Origin of the sequence: Nonomuraea sp. 10N515B, from assembly GCF_052245915.1 — a bacterium.
In the GTDB taxonomy this organism is placed as follows: domain Bacteria; phylum Actinomycetota; class Actinomycetes; order Streptosporangiales; family Streptosporangiaceae; genus Nonomuraea.
Genome location: NZ_JBQQBQ010000002.1, coordinates 243,495 through 259,330, shown reverse-complemented (window position 1 = coordinate 259,330; position 15,836 = coordinate 243,495). Strand labels below are relative to the sequence as shown.

Genomic DNA, 15,836 nt, shown 5'->3' with positions numbered 1-15,836 from the left:
CCGTGGGGCACATCGAGGTGAGCGGGCTGACGTACCTGTTGCCTGACGGGCGGCCACTGCTGCTGGAGGCGTCGTTCAAGGTGGGCGACGGGGCCAAGGCCGCGCTCGTCGGGCCGAACGGCGCGGGCAAGACCACGCTGTTGCGGCTGATCGCGGGCGAGTTGCCGCCCACCGACGGCCGGATCACGAGCAGCGGGGGCATCGGCGTGATGCGGCAGTTCCTCGGCGAGGGCACCGTGCACGACCTGCTGCTGAACGTGGCCCCCCAGCGGATCCGGGACGCCACGGCGAGGCTCGCCGCGGCCGAGGCGGCGCTCGCGGCACGCGACGACGAGCCCGCCCAGCTGGCCTACGCCCAGGCCATCGCCGACTACGCCGACGTGGGCGGCTACGAGCTGGAGGTCGTGTGGGACGTGTGCGCGACCGAGGCGCTCGGCCTGCCGTATGAGGCGATCAAGGACAGGAGCCTGGCCACGCTGTCGGGCGGCGAGCAGAAGCGGCTCATTCTGGAGGCGCTGCTGCGCGGCCCCGACGAGGTGCTGCTGCTCGACGAGCCGGACAACTACCTGGACGTGCGGGCCAAGCAGTGGCTGGAGCGGGCGATCAGGGGCTCGGCCAAGACCGTGCTGCTCGTCTCGCACGACCGGCAGCTGCTGGCCGAGGCGGCCGACCGGATCGTCACCGTGGAGGGCCGCACAGTGTGGGTGCACGGCGGCGGGTTCGCGAGCTACGCCGAGGCGCGCAGGCGGCGCAGGGAGCGATTGGAGCAGCGGCGGCAGCGCTGGGAGGACGAGCGGGCCAGGTTGCGCCGGCTGGTGCACCTCCTGCGGCAGCGCTCGGCCAACAACGACGCGCTGGCGGGGGCCTACCAGTCGGCGGTGACGCGGCTGGAGCGGTTCGAGCGGGAGGGGCCGCCGCAGCGGGCGCCGAAGGAGCAGAACGTCCGCATGCGGCTGCGCGGCGGGCGCACCGGCAAGCACGCGGTGATCTGCGAGGAGCTGGAGCTGACGGGGCTGCTGCGGCCGTTCTCCACCGAGATCTGGTACGGCGAGCGGGTCGGCGTGCTCGGCCTGAACGGCACCGGCAAGTCACACTTCCTGCGGCTACTGGCCGGCGAGCCGATCGCGCACACCGGCTCGGCCCGCCTGGGCGCCAGGGTCTCGCCCGGCCACTTCGCGCAGACCCACCTGCGGCCCGACCTCAAGGGCCGGGCGGCCGCCGATGTCGTGATGGCCGAGCACGCCATGACCCGCAACGAGGCCATGGCCGCGCTGGCCCGCTACGAGCTGGCGCCGGTCGGCGGGCAGCCGTTCGAGACGTTGTCGGGCGGGCAGCAGGCCCGGCTGCAGATCCTGCTCCTGGAACTGTCGGGGGCCACGTTGCTGCTGCTCGACGAGCCGACGGACAACCTGGACCTGGCCAGCGCGGAGGCATTGCAGCGTGGGCTGGACGGGTATGAGGGGACGGTGCTGGCGGTCACGCACGACCGATGGTTCGCCGCCGATCTCGACCGCTACCTGATCTTCGGCGCGGACGGGCTCGTACGGGAGAGCGCCGAACCCCGGTGGGACCTTTAGCTGGAGACCCGGCGCAGGGCCGAGACCGTCATGGTCTCGTCGACCGCCTCGGGCGACAACACGTGGTCGAGCACCATGACCGCGCACCCGCTGATGCCCGCCGCCGCGCCGAGCCTGCTCGGCTCGATGCGCAGCCGCCGGGTGGCCAGGGCCGTGGAGCGGCGGTAGACGACCTCGCGGATGCTCGACACCAGCGGCCCGAACGCCTCCGCCACATCGCCGCCCAGCACCACCACCGACGGGTTGAGGATGTTGACCGCCCCGGCCAGCACCTCGCCGATCCTGCGCCCGGCCGTGCGCACCATGGCCATCGTCTGGGCGTCACCGGCTCGCACTAACGCCGTCACGTCCGCGATCGTCTTGACGTCCTTGCCGGCCGCGCGCAGGTCGCGCAGCAGGGCGGTGCCGCTGGCCACGGAGTCGACGCAGTCGGTGTTGCCGCAGCGGCACAACACGCCGCCGCCGTCCAGCACGGGGATGTGGCCGATCTCGCCCGCCGCGCCCAGCGCGCCGCGCAGGATGCCGCCGCCGGCGATCACGCCCGCGCCGATGCGGGTGGAGACCTTCACGAACATCAGGTCGTGCAGGTCGGGGTAGGCGCCGCGGTGCTCGCCGATGGCCAGCACGTTCACGTCGTTGTCCACGAGCACGGGGACGGGGAAGCGCTCGGCGACGATCGGCGGGATCACCACGCCGGTCCAGGAGGCCATCACGCGGGCGCTCTCCGTACGGCCCTGCGCGAACTCGACGGTGGCCGGCATGCCCATCCCGACGCCCCTGATCATCGAGCGCGGCCGGTCGCCGAGCAGCTCGTCCCAGGTGTCCATGAGCACCGGCAGCACGACGTCGGGACCCTGCTCCACGTCCATCGCGAACTCGCGCCCGGTCAGCTCCTGCCCGGCGAGGTCGCAGATCGCGACCCGGGTGCGGCTGGCGCCGAGCGCCGCCACCAGCACCACGCCGCCCGCGGCGTTGAACTCCAGCCGGACCGGCGGCCGCCCGCCCGTGGACGGGGCGTCGGTGCGCTCCACGACGAGACCGCGTTCCAGCAGCTCACCGACGCGCAGCTGCACCGCGGGGCGCGACAGGCCGGTCACCCGGCCGAGGTCGGCCCGCGTCACGGCCTCGCCTGAGCGGATGAGGCGAAGCATCTCGCCGCTGGTGGCGAGGGTCGCGGCGGTACGTCGTGGCATCGGCTAAGTGAACCACACGGGGTTAGGTAATGAAAAGTCAGAACTTTTTTATCTCAAATACCAAAACTCCGCTTGTCTACCACCCAAACTCTCGTTAGTGTCCGTTCTGTCCCTGCTTTGGTAGATCATCGGAGCCCCACACCGTGTCCACCCACCCGACAGCCACCCCCGCCCACACCGCCGATCTCGTCGTCTTCGGCGGGACCGGCGACCTGTCCATGCGCAAACTGCTCCCGGCGCTGTATCACAGCGACAGGGAGGGACGGCTCTCTCCGGAGACCCGCGTGATCGCGATGTCCAGGGGCGGCCTGACCGACGCCGACTTCCGTGGCAAGGTGGACGCCGAGGTACGCGCCCAGGTCCCGGTCGACGACCCGGCCGTGTGGGAGCGTTTCGTGGCCCGCCTGCACCACGTGTCGGTCGACGTCGGAGGGGCTGACACGTCCGGCTGGGACGCGTTGTCCGGCATGCTGGCCGGTTTCGAGTCGCGTGACCGGGTGTTCTACCTGGCCAGCCCGCCCCGCACGTTCGGCCCCTTCTGCCGGGAGCTGGCCGAGGCCGGGCTGGTGACGCCGCGCTCGCGTGTGGTGCTGGAGAAGCCCCTGGGCCACGACCTGCCGAGCGCGCAGGCGATCAACGACGAGGTCGGCGCGATCTTCGAGGAGCGCCAGATCTTCCGCATCGACCACTACCTGGGCAAGGAGACCGTCCAGAACCTGCTGGTCCTGCGCTTCGCCAACGCCTTCCTCGAGCCGATCTGGAACTCGCTCTGGATCGACCACGTCCAGATCACCGCCGCCGAGACCGTCGGCACGCCGGGCCGGCGCGGCTACTACGACCACGCGGGCGCGCTGCGCGACATGGTGCAGAACCACCTGCTGCAGCTCCTCACGCTGACCGCGATGGAGCCGCCGGCCCGCAACGACCGTGAGGCCATCCGCGACGAGAAGGTCAAGGTCCTGCAGGCGCTGCGGCCGATCGCGGGCACCGAGGTGGACCGCTTCACCGTGCGTGGCCAGTACGTCGGCGCGGGCGACATGCCGGGCTACCTCGACGAGCCCGGCTCGACGCCGCCGACCGAGGCCTCCGCGCGGGTGGAGACGTTCACCGCGATCCGGGCCGAGATCAAGAACTGGCGATGGGCCGGGGTGCCGTTCTACCTGCGGACCGGCAAGCGGATGCCGTACCGGCGCTCGGAGATCGTGGTGCAGTTCAAGGACGTGCCGCACTCCATCTTCCCCGGCGGCACGCCGAACCGCCTGGTGCTGCGGCTGCAGCCGGAGGAGGGCATCGAGCTGCACATCGTGGCCAAGGAGCCGGGCGCGGGCGAGGTGACGCTGAAGCCGGTGCCGCTGTCGCTGTCGTTCGGCAAGACGTTCACGACGCGGGTGCCCGAGGCGTACGAGCGGCTGCTGAGCGACGTGCTGGCCGGTAACCCGACGTTGTTCATGCGCCGCGACGAGGTGGAGGCGGCCTGGCGGTGGATCGACCCGATCCTGGACGTCTGGAAGACCGACCCCGCCCTGCCTGAGCCCTACCCGGCCGGAACCACCGGCCCCGCCGGAGCCCACGATCTGCTCGGCCGCAGCGGTCGCGCGTGGCACGAGGAGGAACTGTGAACACGGTCATTCAGGACGTTACCGACCGGATCATCGAGCGAAGCGCTGCCAGCCGCGCCACCTACCTGGCGCGGATCCGGCGCGAGGGCGAGGCCGCCAAGGCCAAGGGCCCGGCCCGGGCCCACCTCGGCTGCGCGAACCTGGCGCACGGCTTCGCTTCGGCGAACGCCGAGGACAAGCCGGCTCTGCGCGCTACGGCCAAGCCGGGCGTGGCGATCGTGACGAGCTACAACGACATGCTCTCCGCCCACGCGCCGTACGAGACCTACCCGCCGGAGCTGAAGGCCGCCGTGCGCCGGGCCGGAGGCGTGGCGCAGGTGGCGGGCGGCGTGCCGGCGATGTGCGACGGCATCACCCAGGGGCGGGCCGGCATGGAGTTGTCGCTCTACAGCCGTGACGTGATCGCCATGGCCACCGCCATCGCGCTGTCGCACGACATGTTCGACGTGTCGCTGCTGCTGGGCGTGTGCGACAAGATCGTGCCGGGGCTGTTCATCGGGGCGCTGCACTTCGGGCACCTGCCCGCGATCTTCGTGCCCGCCGGGCCGATGGCCTCCGGGCTGCCGAACAAGGTCAAGGCCCGCACCCGCCAGCTGTTCGCCGAGGGCAAGGTCGGGCGGGAGGAACTGCTCGACGCCGAGGCCAAGTCGTACCACTCCCCCGGCACCTGCACCTTCTACGGCACCGCGAACTCCAACCAGGCGCTCATGGAGGTCATGGGCCTGCACCTGCCCGGCTCGACGTTCGTCAACCCGCACACCGAGCTACGCCACGCGCTCACCGAGGCCGCCGGTCGCCGCGCGGTGGAGATCACCGCGCACGGGGCGGAGTACACGCCGATCGGCGAGCTCGTGGACGAGAAGGCGATCGTGAACGCCTGCGTCGCGCTGCTGGCCACCGGCGGCTCCACGAACCACACGCTGCACCTCGTGGCCATGGCGGCGGCCGCGGGCATCGTGCTGACCTGGGATGACTTCGCCCGCCTGTCGGGGGTCGTGCCGTCACTGACCAAGATCTACCCGAACGGCCAGGCGGATGTGAACCACTTCCGCGACGCCGGCGGCATGCAGGTGCTCATCGGCGACCTGCTCGACGAGGGGCTGCTGCACGGCGACGTCATGACGGTGGCAGGCCCGGGCCTGGACCGCTACCGCGAGGCGCCGTCGCTGGTGGACGGCGAGCTGGTGTGGGCGCCGGTGACCGGCGGCAGCAAGGACCTGGACGTGCTGCGGCCGGTGGCGAAGCCGTTCTCGGCCGACGGCGGGATCCACATGGTCGAGGGCAACCTGGGTTGCGCGGTCAGCAAGGTGTCGGCGGTCAAGCCCGAGCACCTGGTGATCGAGGCGCCGGCCAAGGTCTTCGACGACCAGCTCGATCTGCTGAAGGCGTTCGAGATGGGCGAGCTGGACGGGCAGGACTTCGTGGCGGTCATCCGCTACCAGGGGCCGAGCGCGAACGGCATGCCCGAGCTGCACAAGCTCACGCCGCCGCTGGCGGTGCTGCTCGACCGGGGTCAGCGGGTGGCCATCGTCACCGACGGGCGGATGTCGGGCGCTTCCGGGAAGGTGCCCGCGGCCATCCACCTGTCGCCCGAGGCGGCCGACGGCGGGCCGATCGCGCTGGTCCGCGACGGCGACGTGATCAGGCTCGACTCGGCGGCGGGCACGCTGGAGCTGCTGGTGCCGGCCGAGGAGCTGGCCCTGCGGGCGCCCGAGGGACGGCCGCTGAGCGACGCGCAGTGGGTCGGCACCGGACGCGAGCTGTTCGCGGCGTTCCGCCGGATGGCGGGGCACGCGGAGCAGGGGGCCGGGATCTTCGGGGTGAGCGGCGCCGAGTCGCCGCACCATGGCCCGGGGCTCGGCTTCCCGGCCGAGGCCGGCGCCTCCCACCTGGAGACGGGCACCCCGGTGGGCGCCAGCCCCGCCGGACTCGCCCGGTGACCGTGGTTCACACCCCCTCCTGGGGTGAGGTGAGCGGCCGTGGCATCCTTCGGTGTATGGCGAGCGATCTTGACGCCGCCCTGAGTGCCGGAGGTGTGTGATGAGTGCCTTTGACCTTCCGTGGCTCGTCGCCGACATCGGGGGGACCAACGCCAGGTTCGGCCTGGTCACCTCGCTGGGCGCGCGGCCCTCGCACGTCGCGGTCCTGGCGGGGGCCGACTACCCCACGCTCCCCGAAGCCGTGGCCGCCTACCTCGCGGAACACGCGGGCGGGGTGCGACCGGGGGCGGCCTGCCTCGCCGTGGCCGGGCCGATCGACGGCGACAGTTACCGGCTCACGAACTCCGCGTGGGCGGGGTCCGTACGCGATCTCGACGTGCCGTACGCGCGGCTGCTCAACGACTTCGAGGCGCTGGCCGTCTCGCTTCCGCACCTGGACGGCGACGACCTGGTGTCCCTGGGCGGGCCCGAGCTCGGCCACGGCGTCAAGGCCGTGCTGGGTCCCGGCACCGGGCTCGGCGTGGGCGGGCTGGTGCCGACCGAGCACGGCTGGACGCCGATCCCCGGCGAGGGCGGTCACGTCACAGTGCCGGTAGTGGACCGGCGGGAGCTGGAGATCGTCCGCGTGCTGCAGGCACAGGGCCTGCAGCACGTGGTGGCCGAGCACGTGTTGTCCGGTCCCGGCCTGGTCCGGCTGCACCGAGCGCTGGCCCAGGTGAATGGCGTCGGCGCGCCCGAGCTGACCGCCTCCGACATCGTGGCCAGGCTCGACGACTCGCTGTGCGCGGAGACGATCGAGGTGTTCTGCGGGATGCTGGGCAGCTTCGCGGGCAACGTGGCACTGACCCTCGGCGCGCGGGGTGGGGTGTACCTGGGTGGCGGAGTGCTGCCACGTATCGTGGAACGCGTGAGCACCAGCAGCTTCCGCACGCGGTTCGCCGCCAATCCCGACATGGCCGCATATCTGGCGGCGATCGGGACCGCTCTGATCGTGGCGCCCCAACCGGCGCTGACGGGCGCGGCCGCCTGGCTGAGCCAGCGTGCCCGCAGGGAGCTGGTGGGCTGACAACGACACCGGCCCCGCGCGGCCGGTGTTCGGTACTAGACGGCCTGTGAGAGGCCGATGAGGAGAAAAACCCATGAGCTTGCTCGATCTCGCCCCCGTGATCCCGGTCGTTGTGATCGAGGACGTCGAGACCGCCGTGCCGATGGCCCGGGCGCTGGTCGCCGGAGGGCTGCCGGTCATCGAGGTGACGTTGCGCACGCCGGTGGCGCGCGAGGCCATCGCCAGGATCGCCGACGAGGTGCCCGAGGCGATGGTGGGTGCGGGGACGATCCGCACCCACGACGACATCGCGGCGTCGGTGTCCGCGGGGGCGAGGTTCCTGGTCTCGCCGGGCACGACCCTGTCGCTGGTCGAGGCGATGGACTCGAGCGGGGTGGCATACCTGCCGGGGGCCTCGACCGTGTCGGAGGTGATGGCGCTGGTGGAGCGGGGGATCAAGGAGCTGAAGTTCTTCCCCGCGGAGGCCGCGGGCGGCGTGCCGTATCTGAAGGCGCTGGCGGGCCCCCTGCCGGACGTGCGGTTCTGCCCGACGGGCGGCATCCGGGTGAACACCGCGCCCGACTACCTGGCGCTGCCGAACGTGGGCTGCGTCGGCGGCACCTGGCTGACCCCGGCGGACGCGCTGGCCGCGGGCGACTGGGGGCGTGTGGAGAAGCTCGCCTCGGAGGCCGCCGCGCTCCGCTGAGCCCACCTGTTACGGCGCTGCCCCAACGCCGGCGGGCCGCGGCGTCAGCTCCAGATGGAGACGTGGATCGGGGGACGGAAGCGGTTGCGGGGAACGCCGTCCTCCGGGGCACGCATCACCTGGGTGGCCGCCGGGGTCGTGAGGAAGTCCAGGAACGTGCCCGCCGCCAGGGACCGGTTGGCGGGTTCCAGCGTCGTCGCGTACCAGTAGGCCGCGAACGGGGTGGCCGGGGTGTCGATGGCGACCAGCTCACCCCGGCGCACCTGTGAGGACACCAGGTGCGCGGTGGCGGGCGCGACCCCGGCGCCCTCGGCGGCCGCCTTCCAGGCCGCCGTCTGGTTCGCGAAGACCCGTACCTGCGACTCCGGCACCCGCAGCACCCGCAGCAGCCGGCCGGTGTCGCCGGCCGGGTCGGCGCCCGACGGGCCAACGAGCCAGTGGTCCCTGCGCCCACGCGGCGCGCCGACGACGATGAGCCGGCAGCGCAGCACGGGCCGGCTCACCAGCCCCGCCCCGCTCACCTGGGCGCCGAGCGCGACGTCGGCCAGGCGGCTGGACAGCAGCAGCGGCACCTCGGCCGTGCCCGCCACGCCGGTGGAGGCGTCCACCGACTTGCGCTGCGTGAACAGGCAGATCAGCGGACCGGCGACATATTCGGCCAGCCCGGCGTCCATGACCACGTGCAGCCCGGCGGGACGGCCGGGCCGGACCGCCGCGACCGCCTCCGCGCCCAGTGCGACCATCTGGGCGGCGATTCTCAGCAGCCGCCGCCCGCCCTCGGTCAGCACCATCCGGTCGCCTGACCGGATCAGCAGCGGGTCCCCGAGGTGCTTGCGCAGCTGGGCCAGCGACTGGGAGACCGCCGGCTCGCTCACGCCCAGCGCTCGGGCCGCCGCCTTGACGGATCCCAGCCGGGCGACGAAAACAAAAGCGCCGAGCTGGCCAAGTGTCACGCACCCCTTCATAGTTGGCCGAAGCGCATTAAGGAATCCCTTATTTGTGGATTGTCGCGACAAATCGGTAACAGCACTGTGCTCTCATGCAGGTTCCGGCGAAGTTCGAATACGAGAGAGCCGACAGCGTGCCGCACGCGATCGAGCTCCTGGCGCGGTACGGTCCCGAGGCCAGGGTCGTGGCGGGCGGGCACAGCCTCATCCCGATGATGAAGCTCCGCCTGGCCCAGCCCGAGGCGCTGATCGACATCAACGGGCTGGCCGAGCTGGGGCGGATCGCCGTGGAGGGCGACGAGCTGGCCATCGGCGCACTGGTACGGCACGCAGAGCTGCTCGACAGCACAATCGCAACCGACCTTTTCCCGATATTTCGGGACGCTGAGCGAGTTATTGCCGACCCGATAGTAAGAAATCGGGGGACCGTAGGGGGCTCATTGTGCCAGGGCGATCCTTCTGAGGATTTGTCGGCCGTCTTCTCGGCCTTACGGGCGTCAGCGGTCATCCATGGGCCGGGCGGCACGCGTACGGTGCCGATCCGCGCGTTCCACCGCGGCCCGTACGAGACCGCCGTCGGGGACGGCGAGCTGCTGATCCAGCTGCGCGTGCCGGTCACACCCGGCACCGGCAGCGCGTACGCGAAGGTCGAGCGGCGCGTCGGTGACTGGCCCGTGGCGGCGGCCGGAGCGGTGATCACCGTGCGGGACGGCGTGATCGCGCAGGCGGGCATCGGGCTGACCGCGGTCGGCGCCGAGCACTTCTGCGCCCCTGAGGCCGAAGCCTTCCTCCAGGGCGAGGCGCCGGGCGAGGAGGCGTTCGCCGAGGCGGCCAGGATCGCGGCCGAGCACTGCGAGCCGCACGCCGACCAGCGCGGCCCCGCCGACTACAAGCGCCACCTGGCCGCCGAGCTGACCAAGCGGGCACTGGCCACGGCGCATCTGAATGTCGCCGGGTCCGCGACAGAAGGGAGGATCTGAGATGCGGATCACGGTGACGGTGAACGGGCAGCCGCACACGAGAGAGGTCGAGCCGAGGCTGCTGCTCGTGCACTTCCTGCGCGACGAGCTGAGCCTGACCGGCACCCACTGGGGCTGCGACACCTCCAACTGCGGCGTCTGCACGGTGCAACTGGACGGCGTGCCGGTCAAGTCGTGCACGGTGCTGGCGGTCATGGCCGACGGCCACGAGGTGACCACGGTGGAGGGGCTGGAGCGGGGCGGCGAGCTGGACGCGGTGCAGAAGGGGTTCGTGGAGTGCCACGGGCTGCAGTGCGGGTTCTGCACACCGGGCATGCTGCTGACCGCGCGCGCACTCCTCGACCGCGTGCCCGACCCCGACGAGGCCCAGATCCGCGAGGCCATCTCGGGACAGCTGTGCCGGTGCACCGGCTACGAGAACATCGTCCGATCCATCAGGTGGGCGGCGGAGGCCAAGCAATGAGCTACGGACGCATGCACCGCAAGGAAGACGCCCGGTTCATCCGGGGGCGCGGGAACTACACCGACGACGTGCGGCTGCCCGGCATGCTGTACGGCGCCATCCTGCGCAGCCCGCACGCCCACGCCAGAATCGTCTCCATCGACACGAGCGCCGCCGAGGCCCTCCCGAAGGTCAAGACCGTCATCACCGGGCAGACGCTGGCCGGGCTCAACCTGGCCTGGATGCCCACACTGTCGCAGGACACGCAGGCGGTGCTCGCCACGGACAAAGTGCGCTTCCAGGGCCAAGAGGTCGCGTTCGTGGTGGCCGAGGACCCCTACTCGGCACGGGACGCGCTGGAGCTGATCGACGTCGAGTATGAGCCCCTCGACGCGGTCATCGACGCCAGGAAGGCCCTGGAGCCCGACGCGCCGGTGATCAGGGATGACCTTGAGGGCCGTACCGGCAACCACATCTTCGACTGGGAGGCGGGCGACAAGGCGCGCACCGACGCCCTCTTCGAGCAGGCGGAGGTCACGGTCGCGCAGGACATGCTCTACCCGCGCGTGCACCCCGCGCCGCTGGAGACCTGCGGCGCGGTCGCCGACTTCGACAAGGTCACCGGCAAGCTCACCGTCTGGTGCCCGACGCAGGCTCCGCACGCGCACCGCACGTTGTACGCGATGGTGGCCGGGCTGCCGGAGCACAAGATCCGGGTGATCTCGCCGGACATCGGCGGCGGCTTCGGCGGAAAAGTCGGGATCTATCCGGGGTATGTCTGCGCGATCGTCGGCTCCATCGTCACCGGCCGCCCGGTCAAGTGGATGGAGGACCGCTCCGAGAACCTCATGAGCACCGCCTTCGCCCGCGACTACCACATGCACGGCGAGATCGCCGCGACCCGCGACGGCAGGATCCAGGCGATCCGGGTGAAGGTGCTGGCCGACCACGGCGCGTTCAACGGCACCGCGCAGCCGACCAAGTTCCCCGCCGGGTTCTTCCACGTCTTCTCCGGCTCGTACGACATCGAGGCCGCCCACTGCGAGGTCACCGGCGTCTACACCAACAAGGCCCCCGGCGGTGTGGCCTACGCCTGCTCCTTCCGCGTCACCGAGGCCGTCTACCTGGTCGAGCGCATGGTCGACGTCCTGGCCGACGAGCTGAGCATGGACCCGGCCGACCTGCGGATGCGCAACCTGCTCAGGCCCGAGCAGTTCCCGTACCACTCCCCCACCGGCTGGGAGTACGACTCCGGCGACTACCCCAAGGCGCTGCGCCTGGCCATGGACATGATCGGCTACGACAAGCTCCGCGCCGAGCAGGCCGACAAGCGGGCCAGGGGCGAGCTGATGGGCATCGGCGTCAGCTTCTTCACCGAGGCCGTGGGCGCGGGCCCGCGCAAGCACATGGACATCCTGGGCCTCGGCATGGCCGACGGGGCCGAGCTGCGCGTGCACCCGACGGGCAAGGCCGTGCTGCGGGTGTCGTGCCAGTCGCAGGGCCAGGGCCATGAGACGACGTTCGCGCAGATCGTCGGGCAGGAGCTGGGCATCCCGGCCGACGACGTGGAGGTCGTGCACGGCGACACCGACCAGACGCCGTTCGGCCTCGGCACGTACGGCTCCCGCTCCACCCCGGTCTCCGGCGCGGCGACCGCGATCGTGGCCAGGAAAGTGCGCGATCGGGCCAAGATCGTGGCGGCGGCCATGCTGGAGGCCGCGCCGGACGACCTGGAGTGGGCCGACGGCAAGTGGTCGGTCGTCGGCGACCCGGCCTCCGGCAAGTCGATGGCCGAGATCGCTCTGGCCGCGCACTCGAACCTGGAGCTGCCCGAGGGGGTGGAGGGCCATCTGGACGCGGTGACCGTCTACAACCCGCCGAACCTGACGTATCCGTTCGGGGCGTACATCTGCGTCGTGGACGTCGACCCCGGGACGGGGCAGGTGAAGGTGCGCAGGTTCGTGGCGGTGGACGACTGCGGGGTGCGGATCAACCCCATGATCGTCGAGGGGCAGATCCACGGCGGGCTGGCCGACGGGGTCGGGATGGCGCTCATGCAGGTGATGGCGTTCGACGAGGACGGCAACCACCTCGGAGCGTCGTTCATGGACTACCTGCTGCCGACCTCGATGGAGTGCCCGTCGTGGGAGCTGGGCGAGACCGTGACGCCGTCGCCGACGCACCCGATCGGGGCCAAGGGCGTGGGCGAGTCGGCCACGGTGGGCTCCCCCGCGGCCGTGGTCAACGCCGTGGTGGACGCGCTGGGGCCGTACGGGGTGCGGCACGCGGACATGCCGCTCACTCCGGCGAACGTGTGGCGCGTCATCAACGGCGACCCGTTCCGCACGGACCTGGCCATCCCATGAGCGAATTCCTCGGTATGCCGGCGACCCGCAAGCGGGCGCCGGCCGCCCTGGACGTCCAGGCCAGGGTGGCGGAGCTGCGGTCGGGGCGGGAGCCGTACGTGCTGGCCACCGTCGTGCGCGCGCAGCGGCCGACCAGCGCGAAGGCGGGCGACCGCGCGCTGGTGCTGCCCGACGGCACGATCGAGGGGTTCGTGGGCGGCGTCTGCGCCGCTGACACGGTGCGGGCGCAGGGCTTGCGGCTGCTCGAGCTCCGCCGGCCGCCGGGACGGACCACGCTGCTGCGAATCACCCCGGAAGCCGGCGAGCCGCACGAGGAGGAGGGCCTGGTGGCGGTGGGCCAGCCCTGCCTGTCCGGCGGCACGCTGGAGATCTTCCTCGAGGCGGTGCTCCCGCCCGTCCTGGTCCACGTGTACGGCGACAGCCCCATCGCCCGGGCCTTCGCCGCCGTGGGCAGGGCGATGGGCTACCAGGTGGAGGCGGACGCGGGTGCGGCGATCGCCGACGACACCGCGGCCGTGCTCGTCGCCTCGCACGGCGTGGGCGAGGAGCCGGTGCTGCGTGCCGCGCTGGCCAAGGACGTGCCGTACGTGGCGCTGATCGCCAGCCGCAGGCGCGGCGCGGCGGTGCTGGCGGGTGTGGAGGGAGGTGAGCGGGTGCACGTTCCGGCGGGTCTGGACATAGGGGCCAGAACGCCTGGTGAGGTGGCGGTGTCGGTGTATGCGGAGCTGATCAGCACGCGTTGATCAGGGGTATTCGGAAGCGCGGCGGCCGGGTAGGGCAAGAGATGGAAAAGCCACAGCCTCGGGGACCCCCTCCTGCTCCCGGAGAGCGAAGGGACATTGATGCTCACGCAAACGGCCAGCCAACCACCGCAGCTCATCGACGATCGCCCGGTGTCGCAGCCGGGGAGCCTCGAGAGGGGGATCGACATCCTCCTCGCGCTGAGCGCGGCCTCGAGACCGGTCAGCCTGGCGCAGCTGTGCCGCAGCACGGGCCTGCCCAAGTCGACCGCGCACCGGATCCTGGGCGTGCTGTGCTCGCGCGAGCTGGCCACCCGGGTGGGAAACGGCTACCTGCCCGGCGCGTTGCTGGAGACGATGGCGGGCCTCGCCCGCGCCCGGGTGCCCGGCACCCGGCGGGTCGTGCTGCCGTACCTGCAATATCTGTACGAGACCACGCGGCAGACGGTGAACCTGGCCGTGCCCTCCGGCCTGGAGGCCCGTTACGTCGAACGGCTCTACGGCCACAACCGGGTCTGCTCCCCCTCCGACGGCCTGGACCGGGCGCCGCTGCACTGCACGGCGACCGGCAAGGCGTTGCTCGCGTTCGACCCGAGGCTGCGTGAGGATGTGCTGGCGCGCGGCTCGTTCGAGCGCATGACGCGCCGGACGATCATCAGCCTGGCGGGGCTGGAACGCGAGCTGGCCCAGGTGCGCCGGCACGGCCTGGCGTACGCGCAAGAAGAGTTCGTGGAGGGCGTGGTCTGCGTGGCGGCCCCGGTGTTCGGTCCTGGCGGCCGCATCTGCATGTCCCTGGGGGTGGCCGCGCGCGCCCACGCGGTGCCGCTGGGCAAGCTGGGCATCGCCGTGCGCGGGGCCGCCCAGGCCATCTCCGCCGCCCTCCTCGGCGTGTAGACGTTCCGGTCACTGGAACGCTCCATCGCTCCGCGACCGCAAGCGTTCCAGTGACCGAAACCCGTGATTGCGGGCGCCTCGCCGCAGCGATCACATCAGGGGCATGAATGTCCTTCCCGCCACGGCCATCCAGGAGGCGTCATCGGCCCGCCCCGCCGCAGGCGTCCAGGCGCAGGTCGAGCGGCGGGTCGCGGGTGCCTAGGGGCCTGCCCAGGGCGACCGCGCTGGAGAGCCTGCGCCTCGCGGCCGCCCTCGTGCCCCCGGGCGCGCCACACGTGGCAGCCGGGCGCGACCTGCTGCGCGGCGGACCCCTGCTGGCCGACCTCGAATCCCGGTACGGCGGCCGCCCCGTGCTGGTCCGCGGCCCGAGAGGCCCGGCGCTGCTGGTGCTGTCCCAACGAGACGCGCTGCGCGTGCTGGAGGACGAGCGGGGCGCCTACGCGCCGGCCCGTGACGAGCGCCGGCTGAGCCTGCCGACGGACGTCCTGCGCCCGGCGTTCATCGAGATCGCCCGCGAGGAGGCCGCGGAGCTGGCCGACGGCGTGGTGGGCTACGAGCGGCTCGACGCCCGCTGGCAGCGCGTGGCCAGGCGCTGCGTGTACGGCGACGGCGCGGCCGGCGACGAGGAGCTCACCACCCTGCTGGCGCGGCTGGGCAGGCACCAGGCGGGGCGCCGCCAGGAGATCCTGTCCGGCCGCTACGACGCGCGGATCCTCGACCACCTGCGCCGAGCCGAGCCGGGCAGCGTGGCCGGCCTGATCGCCGAGACCTCCGGCGAGGCGGAGTCGCGCCGGCTCATGCAGGCCGCGTTCTGGCTGATGGGGCTCGGCGTCGCCGCGACGGGCCTCATGCAGACGCTGGCGTTGCTCGCCATCCACCCGAGTCATCGAAAGGCGGCCCGCGCGGACTCCCAGCATTTGCGGGCCTGCCTGCGCGAGGCACTGCGCCTGTGGCCGCCGGTCCCCGCACTGTCCCGGGTCACCACCGTGAGCACCGAGTGGTGCGGCACCACCGTGCCCGCGGGCACCACCGTGCTGGTGCCGCTCGCCGCGCACCAGCGCAGCGCGCGCCTGCCGTACGCGAACACGTTCGCGCCCGAGATCTGGCTCGACGGCACCGCGGCGGGCCATTGGTGGGCCCGGCCGGGCTGCGACGGCGTGCACCTGACGCTCGCGGTCGGCACGGCCTTCCTGGGCGGCATGTTGCGGGCCGCCCGCCCCAAGCCGATCGGGCGGCTGCTCTCGCCGCACCGGCCGCTCCCGTACACGCTCAACGTCTCGCGGCTGCGGGTGAGGATGCGCCCGGCCCGCCGCGGACCCGCTCAGCCCTGAGGGGTCCCTGGTCAAGACCAGTGGCCGACGTAGAGGCCCGTCCTCCGTTAGAGTCT

At 72.1% G+C, this 15,836-nt stretch carries 13 protein-coding genes; 11 read left to right on the top strand and 2 right to left on the bottom strand.

Annotated elements, in window-relative coordinates; translation table 11 throughout:
- The first annotated feature begins 2 nt into the window (after positions 1 to 2).
- The gene (locus ACTWQA_RS03570; RefSeq protein ID WP_443157859.1) at positions 3 to 1,577 is read left to right on the top strand and encodes an ATP-binding cassette domain-containing protein; all 1,575 of its coding nucleotides are present in this window, start codon (positions 3 to 5) and stop codon (positions 1,575 to 1,577) included.
- Here ACTWQA_RS03570 and ACTWQA_RS03565 read toward each other — a convergent pair.
- Entirely contained in the window at positions 1,574 to 2,770 is a 1,197-nt protein-coding gene (locus ACTWQA_RS03565) for an ROK family protein (protein ID WP_443157858.1), read from the bottom strand. The two genes, ACTWQA_RS03570 and ACTWQA_RS03565, sit on opposite strands and share 4 nt — an antisense overlap.
- A gap of 143 nt (positions 2,771 to 2,913) precedes the next feature.
- Here ACTWQA_RS03565 and zwf point away from each other — a divergent pair, with 143 nt between their 5' ends.
- The 4 genes from zwf to ACTWQA_RS03545 all read left to right on the top strand — a co-directional run bounded on the left by zwf (position 2,914) and on the right by ACTWQA_RS03545 (position 8,080).
- Positions 2,914 to 4,389, top strand: coding sequence for a glucose-6-phosphate dehydrogenase (gene zwf, locus ACTWQA_RS03560; protein WP_443157857.1), 1,476 nt, complete (start codon positions 2,914 to 2,916; stop codon positions 4,387 to 4,389).
- On the top strand, positions 4,386 to 6,329 hold the full coding sequence (edd, locus tag ACTWQA_RS03555) for a phosphogluconate dehydratase (protein ID WP_443157856.1): 1,944 nt from the start codon (positions 4,386 to 4,388) through the stop codon (positions 6,327 to 6,329). Before zwf ends, edd begins: the two co-directional genes overlap by 4 nt.
- A 100-nt stretch (positions 6,330 to 6,429) precedes the next feature.
- The gene (glk, locus tag ACTWQA_RS03550) at positions 6,430 to 7,395 is read left to right on the top strand and encodes a glucokinase (RefSeq protein ID WP_443157855.1); all 966 of its coding nucleotides are present in this window, start codon (positions 6,430 to 6,432) and stop codon (positions 7,393 to 7,395) included.
- 73 nt (positions 7,396 to 7,468) lie between these two features.
- Positions 7,469 to 8,080, top strand: coding sequence for a bifunctional 4-hydroxy-2-oxoglutarate aldolase/2-dehydro-3-deoxy-phosphogluconate aldolase (locus ACTWQA_RS03545; RefSeq protein WP_443157854.1), 612 nt, complete (start codon positions 7,469 to 7,471; stop codon positions 8,078 to 8,080).
- A 44-nt stretch (positions 8,081 to 8,124) separates the two neighbouring features.
- Here ACTWQA_RS03545 and ACTWQA_RS03540 read toward each other — a convergent pair whose 3' ends face one another.
- Positions 8,125 to 9,033, bottom strand: coding sequence for a LysR family transcriptional regulator (locus ACTWQA_RS03540; RefSeq protein ID WP_443157853.1), 909 nt, complete (start codon positions 9,031 to 9,033; stop codon positions 8,125 to 8,127).
- Positions 9,034 to 9,119: 86 nt separating this feature from the next.
- Between ACTWQA_RS03540 and ACTWQA_RS03535 the strand changes: the two genes are divergently transcribed.
- The 6 genes from ACTWQA_RS03535 (at position 9,120) to ACTWQA_RS03510 (ending at position 15,780) form a co-directional block, all read left to right on the top strand.
- Positions 9,120 to 10,007 carry an FAD binding domain-containing protein gene (locus tag ACTWQA_RS03535; protein ID WP_443157852.1) on the top strand — a complete coding sequence of 296 codons (888 nt, stop codon included), beginning with the start codon at positions 9,120 to 9,122 and terminating at the stop codon, positions 10,005 to 10,007.
- Position 10,008: 1 nt separating this feature from the next.
- Positions 10,009 to 10,470 (top strand): (2Fe-2S)-binding protein, encoded by a 462-nt coding sequence (locus tag ACTWQA_RS03530; protein WP_443157851.1) that lies wholly within the window; start codon positions 10,009 to 10,011, stop codon positions 10,468 to 10,470.
- Positions 10,467 to 12,815: an aerobic carbon-monoxide dehydrogenase large subunit gene (locus ACTWQA_RS03525; protein ID WP_443157850.1), complete on the top strand. Its 2,349-nt coding sequence runs from the start codon at positions 10,467 to 10,469 to the stop codon at positions 12,813 to 12,815. The genes ACTWQA_RS03530 and ACTWQA_RS03525 overlap by 4 nt, the downstream gene beginning before the upstream one ends.
- A complete protein-coding gene (locus tag ACTWQA_RS03520) occupies positions 12,812 to 13,558 on the top strand; it encodes an XdhC family protein (RefSeq protein ID WP_443157849.1) in 747 nt (248 codons plus the stop codon). Before ACTWQA_RS03525 ends, ACTWQA_RS03520 begins: the two co-directional genes overlap by 4 nt.
- Positions 13,559 to 13,657: 99 nt before the next feature.
- Complete coding sequence (locus ACTWQA_RS03515) at positions 13,658 to 14,449, top strand: IclR family transcriptional regulator (RefSeq protein WP_443157848.1); 792 nt, start codon at positions 13,658 to 13,660, stop codon at positions 14,447 to 14,449.
- A 194-nt stretch (positions 14,450 to 14,643) separates the two neighbouring features.
- Positions 14,644 to 15,780 (top strand): cytochrome P450, encoded by a 1,137-nt coding sequence (locus tag ACTWQA_RS03510; protein WP_443157847.1) that lies wholly within the window; start codon positions 14,644 to 14,646, stop codon positions 15,778 to 15,780.
- The last annotated feature ends 56 nt before the right edge of the window (positions 15,781 to 15,836 follow it).

Bases quoted from the DNA above. Each gene is read 5' to 3' on its own strand.
- ACTWQA_RS03565 (WP_443157858.1), bottom strand. From the start codon at position 2,770: ATGCCACGACGTACCGCCGCGACCCTCGCCACCAGCGGCGAGATGCTT.
- glk (WP_443157855.1), top strand. From the start codon at position 6,430: ATGAGTGCCTTTGACCTTCCGTGGCTCGTCGCCGACATCGGGGGGACC.
- ACTWQA_RS03545 (WP_443157854.1), top strand. From the start codon at position 7,469: ATGAGCTTGCTCGATCTCGCCCCCGTGATCCCGGTCGTTGTGATCGAG.
- ACTWQA_RS03535 (WP_443157852.1), top strand. From the start codon at position 9,120: ATGCAGGTTCCGGCGAAGTTCGAATACGAGAGAGCCGACAGCGTGCCG.
- ACTWQA_RS03530 (WP_443157851.1), top strand. From the start codon at position 10,009: ATGCGGATCACGGTGACGGTGAACGGGCAGCCGCACACGAGAGAGGTC.
- ACTWQA_RS03525 (WP_443157850.1), top strand. From the start codon at position 10,467: ATGAGCTACGGACGCATGCACCGCAAGGAAGACGCCCGGTTCATCCGG.
- ACTWQA_RS03520 (WP_443157849.1), top strand. From the start codon at position 12,812: ATGAGCGAATTCCTCGGTATGCCGGCGACCCGCAAGCGGGCGCCGGCC.
- ACTWQA_RS03515 (WP_443157848.1), top strand. From the start codon at position 13,658: ATGCTCACGCAAACGGCCAGCCAACCACCGCAGCTCATCGACGATCGC.